Here is a 7,660-nt window from a genome sequence, read left to right as displayed (position 1 = left end):
GAGGCGACTGAGGCGACTGAGGCGACTGAGGCGACTGAGGCGACTGAGGCGACTGAGGCGACTGAGGCGACTGAGGCGACTGAGGCGACTGAGGCTGTTTCAGTTCTCCCCTCTATACAAGAAGAAACCGCACCCCTTGTCGAAGATTCTGCAAATCAGGCAGCACTTCCACACGCGTTTGAAGCCCCAACAGAAGATACCATTCCCTCGGCAGCTGCGCACGCAAACGCCTCCTCAACACTCCCCTCTGACATGGAAGTCAGCGTGGCACCGTCAACGCCACCACGCCCTCTCGTTGTTGAGATCGAAGATTTTGATGCAAACACTACTGCTAATCTTCCGCAGGGCATTTTACCACGTCTCGCGCAAATCAAACAAATTCCCTCACAACATCAGACAGCTGTACAAAACAGCCTAACGGAATTGCGCCAAATCCTTGCGCGCTAAGAATAATTTAAAGTGACATTGTGGAAATGTCACTTTTCCCTTGTGCCCACCGAGAAAACGGTTAGAAGGCATCTTCAACGGGCTATGGCGCAGCCTGGTAGCGCGTCCGTCTGGGGGACGGAAGGTCGCAGGTTCGAGTCCTGCTAGCCCGACCATTAAACCCCGCAAAAACGCCTGGGTGGTATCACCTGGGCGTTTTGTGTATCTGATATCTGAACACCTTAAGTCTGGGTTTTACCACATAAAGATGTATCAGCCCGACAATATGACCGAGCGCAAGGACGATGAGATGCAGGATTTAACGACTGGCGTGTTACCAAGCCAAAGCATTGAAAATATGCTGAAATCCGGCATCATTAAAAGTGCCATGGCGCCAGTGGATGGGCAGATACAACCAGCAAGCCTTGATCTGCGCCTTGGTCATGTCGCCTACCGCGTCCGTGCTTCTTTTCTAGCAGGCCAGCAACGCACAGTGGCGGAACGATTAGACGAATTTGAAATGCACCGCATAGACCTAAGCGCAGGGGCAGTGCTTGAGAAAGGCTGTGTCTATGTCGTCCCCTTAATGGAGACGCTCAACTTGCCGGAAACGATCTCTGCCGTCGCAAACGCAAAAAGCTCAACCGGTCGACTTGATTTGCTTACACGGACGATTACCGATGGTGGCGAAGAATTTGACCGCATCAAAGCTGGATACAATGGACCTCTTTATGCAGAAATTTGCCCACGCTCTTTCTCCGTACTCGTGCGCCCAGGAATGCGGCTGAATCAAATCAGGTTTCGCACTGGGCAGGCGGTTCTGGATGACACAGCGTTACGTCAGCTCCACAGCGATACAGCGCTTGTCGATGGTCCTGCTGTTATCGAAGACGGATTGGGCTTTTCGGTCGACCTGCAACTTCCCGGCACAGACCTTGTAGGGTATCGCGCCAAACCTCATACAGGTGTGATCGACCTAGATCGTATCGGGGCCTATGATCCACGTGACTTCTGGGAAGAGGTGCGCAGCCGCTCTGGCCGTATTATTCTGGACCCCGGCGCATTTTATATCCTCGTCAGTCGAGAGGCCGTTCACATCCCTCCCGCATATGCTGCGGAAATGGCCCCCTATCTGGCAATGGTCGGAGAGTTCCGGGTCCATTATGCAGGTTTCTTTGATCCAGGGTTTGGCAATACCGAAGCCGGAGGGGCTGGATCACGCGGGGTGTTGGAAGTGCGCTGTCATGAAGCTCCCTTTGTGCTGGAACACGGGCAAATCGTTGGCCGCCTCGTTTATGAGAAGATGGCTGAAATCCCGCAGCAGCTTTATGGCGCGGGCATCGCCTCAAACTATCAGGGGCAAGGGTTGAAATTGTCGAAGCATTTCAAAACACCCAGCTGAATGTGGGCGCAGCCTGCCTAAGCTTAACGTGTTATAGCTTGCTTGAAATCTTACGAATCTCTCTTTGTGCGCCGCGCCCGACGTGATGCCCTTAAGCGGGCACGCTCAATATCGTCTAAATCAGGGTGAGATCGTTTTTTCTGTCGCAGGGCTCTGAAACCCGCATTAATACCTGCATTGACTGCACGACCAACCAGTCGGCGCAGTATCATATTGATAAGCCAGTTTGCGTTCATGCCACAGCCCTCTCAAGTTCCGCCACATATCATAGCATTGAAGTGAGGCAGTCTTAGGGCGCGTTGCACTTTTGTTGTTAACCAGACGTCTGTGCAGGATCTGCGTCTTCAAAAAGCTCCGCTTGTTCTTCTGCCGTCTCATCCCCACCAAACAGACCAGAAGGCGGGCGATTTTCCAGTAAGCCTGCGCCTCTCAACTCTTTCAATCCCGGTAAATCTCTGGCACTTTCCAAACCAAATTGATCAAGGAAAGTCGGTGTAACAACAAACGTAACCGGACGACCCGGTGTCATCTTACGACGACCCAATCGAATCCAGTCCAGTTCTAACAATTGATCAATCGTCCCACGCGACACAGAGACACCACGAATTTCTTCAATCTCGGCCCGTGTCACAGGCTGATGATAGGCTACAATCGCCAATGTTTCGATCGCGGCCCGAGACAGTTTGCGGTTTTCCACTGTCTCTTTTTGCATGATATGCGCCAGATCCGGTGCTGTCCGAATAGCATAGGCCGGTCCAACCTGCACAACTCGTACACCACGACCCTCATAGCGATTCCGCAGTTGCTCAACAGCTTGCAACGCATCGCATCCTTTGGGCAGACGTGACATCAGTTCGCGAATAGTTACAGGTTCTTTGCTGGCAAACAGGACAGCTTCGACCATTCTCTCCTGTTCAGCCATAGTGGGCGCATCAAATAGGGTCTCTGCCTCTAGAGCGTCATTGGCACGGTCTTGCTCAATCTCAGGCTCCATCATTCTTCCTCACTGCGACTGCGCATTTGAATGGGCGCGAAAGTTTCGTTCTGACGAAGTTCCAGCTTGCCTTCTTTGGCAAGCTGGAGGGCCGCCGCAAAAGTTGCTGCCGTAGCTGACCGGCGTTTTTCTGCTTCTCCTTGCCATTCAATCGGCAGATAATTCATCATATCCGTCCAACTGCCTGCAAAGCCAAGCAAACCGCGCATTCGCTCAAGCGCTTCCTCCATCGTGAAAATCGACTCGCGATCCATCACAAAAGGGCGAAATTCTTCTTTTGTGCGGATACGCGCATAGGCCTGCATCAGGTCCAAAAGGTTCGCAGAGTAATTTACAGACCGAACACGCGTTACAGTTTCAGTGTAACCACGGGCGAAAAAGTCCCGCCCCAGCTGATCACGCGCCAGCAGGCGCGCAGCCGCATCCCGCATCGCCTGCAAGCGTTCCAGTTGGAAGGCCAAGTGAGCTGCCAGCTCTTCCCCCGAAGGCCCCTCTTCTGTGGGGTCCGGCGGCAACAAGAGCCGTGATTTCAAAAACGCAAGCCATGCCGCCATTACAAGGTAATCCGCCGCAAGCTCAATGCGCAGCTCTTTGGCACGTTCAACAAAAGTCAAATATTGACGCGCAAGCTGTAAAACAGAAATCTTGCGTAGATCCACCTTTTGGGTGCGCGATAGCATCAAGAGCACATCGAGCGGGCCTTCAAACCCGTCGACATCTACAATCAATGCCTCAGCCGCCAAACGGTCTTCGACCGACTGATCTTCAGTTGGAAAAAGCGATATTTCAGCCATATACGTGTCCGCTCATGAGAGCGGATAGTTCGTCTTCTATGGCTGGAATGTCAAGTGAGACTGCTGGTTTAAGACGCTCAAACGCACGAACCCTGCGGGTTTCAGCCTGATCAGACAATGGCCCAACTGCATGTGCCACAGCGACCCGATCTTCAAAGCTTGCATTACAATACAAAGCTACATCGCATCCTGCTTTCAACGCAGCTTTTGCCACATCAACAGGCATACCGGAGAGGGCTTTCATCGAGATGTCATCGGTCATGAGCAACCCATCAAAACCGATTTCCTCACGGATCATTTGCACCATTTTAGGGGAAAGCGTTGCAGGTAGACTGTCGATCTGTTCAAAAACAATATGCGCGGACATCCCCACCGGAAGGTTTTTGAGCCTTCGAAAGGCCTCAAAATCAGTTTCCTCCAGAACATCGCGTGAGGTCGTAACATGTGGCAGCTCTTTGTGGCTGTCCATGGTCGCGCGACCATGCCCCGGGATATGCTTTAACACAGGCAAAACACCACCATCGAGATGAGCTTGAGCCACAGCCATCGCTATTTCAACAACGGAATTGAGGTCCTCAGCATAACAGCGATTCCTCAAAAATGGATGTGTTTGTGATGTTGCAAGATCCGCAACAGGTGCGCAATTGCTATTCAAACCCAGCTTTCTCAGCTCATCTGCAATCAATGCATAGCGCAGATACATTGCGCGTGTGGCGTTTTGCCCCGCCTGGGATACATGATCCAAAGGGGCGCGCCAGTTGCGTGCCAAAGGTTCACGCAGCCGCTGAACGCGGCCCCCCTCTTGATCAATAGTGATTAAGCATTCTTCGCCTGCGGCTTCGCGAAATTCATCACAAAGCGCTTGTACCTGATCAGCCGTTTCAATGTTTCGCGCAAAAAGGATGAAACCCATCGGGCGGGTTTCAGAAAAAAGCACTTTTTCATCGGCAGTCAGGCGTCCCCCTTCTGCATCCAGAATACAGGCTGAATATTGTATCACCGTGTAGTGGCCGGGATACAGGCTTCGTTTCCGCTCACTAACAATGAACAGAACCGACGTGCATCTGAAAGGTCTGCGAACCCCATGACACGCAGACGATAAACAGGGCGTCCACCTTTTTCGGTGCGTTGAATCACCCGCTGTTTGCCCGCGAAATAGTCTTGGAACTTTCCAGAAATCCGAACCCATTCCGCGTGCGCAATATCTTCACTCGCATGTGCGCCAATCTGCGCGAGCCGTGTTCCAACCGGTAGGCTATTAGGATCTACATCAAGCGCGGTCGCCGCAATCGCAGACACGGGCTGTGGCTGCACAGCATTAGCACTCCGCAACAAACCTGCTGGGCGTAGATTCGGACGCAATGATACCCGAACTCCTGGAGCATCTAGCGGTACGGTTGCAATCACAGGTTCGATATCACGTAAAGGCGAATCGTTGATCTGCGCAGGAACAAGAGCAGCAACACGGGTTTCAGTGGCGAAAACACCGCTCTCCTGTGCAATTTCAGCGACCAAAGAATCAATATCACCATTCCGGAACCCTTCAGTGAGACGCACGGCCTCGGGTTCTTGGCGTACTTGTGCTGTCTCAAGCTCTAGCGTTTGCGGCGTGGCGAGCGTTTCAACCTGACGCAATTCCGCAAATGTCTTGTCATCTTCAGTCAGCTCAATCGCCTCTGGAGCAAGTGTCAGACGATCTGCTGGCTCTTCTGCAGAACCGAAGGCAGCGACTGCATTCACAGCCAACCCCTGATTATTAGCTTGTTGTCCACCCGGCGTCTCGGGTGCAATTCGCATGGGGCCTTCAATGGCACGCACCACCGGAACGCCGCTCACATCGCGAACGATCAATTTATATCCCCATACCCCAAGGCCAACGACAAGAGCGAGCGATGCGATTCCGCCAACGATCCCTAGCGATTTTGTCCAATCTCGCCCAGGAGCCGGAGGTTGGTAGCCTTGGCTTTGCTGAAAATCGTCTGGTGATGCGGAATAAGGCAAATCACTGCTATACGCAGATTGCGCATAAGTCTCAGTACCAGGGCCACTGTAGACCTGTGTCTGTCCAGATTGCAGCCCTGCTGCAGCATCCCCTTGCCGGAAACCACTTTCTGAAGAGGTCGGGTTTTTACCCGCCTGCGTAAAAAACGTCATATCCGCCTCACCGCCCAAGGATCACGCCGAAGCGTGGTTTCTCATGGGATCCACTAACTCTGCCTCAATCCAGCGTTAAGTACGAATGCTTAGGAAAGTCTTACCGACTTACCGCATTTCTTCCGCTGGTTTGACGCCAAGAATACCAAGACCGGCTGAAATGACAACGGAAACAGCCTTGGCGAGCGCCAAATTTGCATGTGTTGCCGATTGGCTGCTCTCGTTAACAAAACGTAAACTCTCGTCCGTTTTGCCAAGGTGATATAGACCGTGCAATTCTGATGCGAGATCATAAAGGTAGAACGCAACACGATGGGGTTCATTGCTGCGCGCCGCGATTTCAACCAAACGCGGCCATTCAGCAACCTTGCGTGCAACAGTCAGTTGGGCGTCATGAGACAGCAGACTCAAATCCGCAGCGGCAAGCGCACCCTCAGTTGCCTCAATCCCCTGTGCTGCCGCTTTACGTAATGTCGAGCAAATACGCGCATTCGCATATTGCACATAAAAGACGGGATTGTCCTTTGACTGCTCCAACGCTTTATCAAGGTCAAAATCAAAACCCTGATCGTTCTTACGTGTCAGCAGCATAAAACGGGTCACATCTGCGCCCACAGCGTCAACCACATCACGAAGGGTCACAAAAGTCCCTGCCCGTTTGGACATTTTGAACTCTGCCCCGTCTTTGAACAACTTTACAAGCTGGCAAAGCTTGATATCCAATGGCACTTTGCCATCAGAAAGCGCAGAGACAGCTGCTTTCATCCGCTTTACATACCCGCCGTGATCCGCGCCAAAGATGTTGATCAGACCGTCGAAGCCACGTTCAATCTTATCATTATGATAAGCAATGTCTGGCGCAAAATAGGTCCATGAGCCATCAGACTTCTGCACCGCACGATCCACATCGTCGCCATGATCTGTGGATTTAAACAGCGTCTGCTCACGCGGCTCCCAATCATCGGGCTTTTTGCCCTTTGGTGGTTCGAGTACACCGCGATAGATTAAACCTTTGCCATCCAGACGTTTTAGCGCGTCTTCAATCTTACCCGTGCCATAAAGAGATTTCTCAGAGAAGAAATGATCCATCTCGATGTTCAACAGCGCAAGATCTTCACGGATCAGATCCATCATCGCCTCGGTCGCAAACACTCGGAATTCGACCAGCCACGCCTCTTCAGGCTGACCAACATATTGATCGCCGTATTTTTCTTTCAGTGCCTCACCGACGGGCTTCAGGTAGTCTGCAGGATAGGTTCCATCGGGAAATTCAACCGATTGGCCATGCGCCTCCAAATACCGCAGATAACAAGAGCGAGCGAGCACATCGACCTGCGCGCCGCCATCGTTGATATAGTACTCCCGTGTGACATCGTAGCCCACAAAATCCAGCAGGCTGGATAGCGCATCACCAAAAACTGCGCCTCGGGTGTGTCCTACGTGTAAAGGGCCTGTTGGGTTTGCAGAGACATATTCTACATTCACCCGTTTACCGGCTCCCAGATCGGAACGGCCAAAATTACTGCTAGCTGCTAGTGCTTTGCCCAGAACATCTTGCCAAACAGAAGCTTCAAGCCGCACGTTTAAGAAACCTGGCCCCGCGACCTCCGCTCCCGTTACACGTGGGTCCGCAGCAAGTTTATCCGCCAGTGCCGTCGCAATATCGCGTGGTTTCATCTTAGCAGGTTTGGCCAAAACCATCGCCGCATTGGTCGCCATGTCCCCGTGCGCCGCATCTCGCGGAGGTTCTACCGCCACATTTGCAAAATCGAGCCCTTCGGGCAAAATTCCTTCTGCAACCAGTGCAACAAGGCTATCGACAACAAGTGTATGGATATCGGTAAAGAGGTTCATGTCAGGCGTCCCTTTGGTTCAGGACCAGCGGATAGC

General features: G+C 52.4%; 7 protein-coding genes and 1 tRNA gene. 3 read left to right on the top strand and 5 right to left on the bottom strand.

What is annotated here, in order from left to right; translation table 11 throughout:
* The 3 genes from BLP79_RS19785 to BLP79_RS18450 all read left to right on the top strand — a co-directional run.
* Window positions 1-447, top strand: a 447-nt coding sequence (locus tag BLP79_RS19785; protein WP_170830518.1) for a hypothetical protein, incomplete at its 5' end; no start/stop codon positions are given.
* A gap of 78 nt (window positions 448-525) precedes the next feature.
* Window positions 526-602 (top strand) — tRNA-Pro (locus BLP79_RS18455).
* A gap of 134 nt (window positions 603-736) precedes the next feature.
* Complete coding sequence (locus BLP79_RS18450) at window positions 737-1,828, top strand: 2'-deoxycytidine 5'-triphosphate deaminase (protein WP_090221171.1); 1,092 nt, start codon at window positions 737-739, stop codon at window positions 1,826-1,828.
* A gap of 313 nt (window positions 1,829-2,141) precedes the next feature.
* Here BLP79_RS18450 and scpB read toward each other — a convergent pair whose 3' ends face one another.
* The 5 genes from scpB to argS all read right to left on the bottom strand — a co-directional run bounded on the left by scpB (window position 2,142) and on the right by argS (window position 7,624).
* Entirely contained in the window at window positions 2,142-2,825 is a 684-nt protein-coding gene (gene scpB, locus BLP79_RS18440; protein WP_408607916.1) for an SMC-Scp complex subunit ScpB, read from the bottom strand.
* Window positions 2,822-3,616, bottom strand: coding sequence for a segregation and condensation protein A (locus BLP79_RS18435; RefSeq protein WP_090221161.1), 795 nt, complete (start codon window positions 3,614-3,616; stop codon window positions 2,822-2,824). Before BLP79_RS18435 ends, scpB begins: the two co-directional genes overlap by 4 nt.
* Window positions 3,609-4,613, bottom strand: a complete 1,005-nt coding sequence (gene nagZ / locus BLP79_RS18430; protein ID WP_090221170.1) for a beta-N-acetylhexosaminidase — start codon at window positions 4,611-4,613, stop codon at window positions 3,609-3,611. Before nagZ ends, BLP79_RS18435 begins: the two co-directional genes overlap by 8 nt.
* The gene (locus BLP79_RS18425) at window positions 4,613-5,770 is read right to left on the bottom strand and encodes an SPOR domain-containing protein (RefSeq protein WP_090221160.1); all 1,158 of its coding nucleotides are present in this window, start codon (window positions 5,768-5,770) and stop codon (window positions 4,613-4,615) included. Before BLP79_RS18425 ends, nagZ begins: the two co-directional genes overlap by 1 nt.
* A 108-nt stretch (window positions 5,771-5,878) precedes the next feature.
* A complete protein-coding gene (gene argS, locus BLP79_RS18420; protein ID WP_090221159.1) occupies window positions 5,879-7,624 on the bottom strand; it encodes an arginine--tRNA ligase in 1,746 nt (581 codons plus the stop codon).
* Window positions 7,625-7,660: the final 36 nt, after the last annotated feature.

Origin of the sequence: Epibacterium ulvae (assembly GCF_900102795.1) — a bacterium.
GTDB lineage: Bacteria > Pseudomonadota > Alphaproteobacteria > Rhodobacterales > Rhodobacteraceae > Epibacterium > Epibacterium ulvae.
The sequence above is the reverse complement of the archived record's forward strand: the minus strand, read 5'-3'. Positions and strand labels throughout refer to the sequence as shown.

Coding starts and splice junctions, on each gene's coding strand:
- BLP79_RS18435 (WP_090221161.1), bottom strand. CDS start 3,616: ATGGCTGAAATATCGCTTTTTCCAACTGAAGATCAGTCGGTCGAAGAC.
- BLP79_RS18450 (WP_090221171.1), top strand. CDS start 737: ATGCAGGATTTAACGACTGGCGTGTTACCAAGCCAAAGCATTGAAAAT.
- scpB (WP_408607916.1), bottom strand. CDS start 2,825: ATGATGGAGCCTGAGATTGAGCAAGACCGTGCCAATGACGCTCTAGAG.
- BLP79_RS18425 (WP_090221160.1), bottom strand. CDS start 5,770: ATGACGTTTTTTACGCAGGCGGGTAAAAACCCGACCTCTTCAGAAAGT.
- argS (WP_090221159.1), bottom strand. CDS start 7,624: ATGAACCTCTTTACCGATATCCATACACTTGTTGTCGATAGCCTTGTT.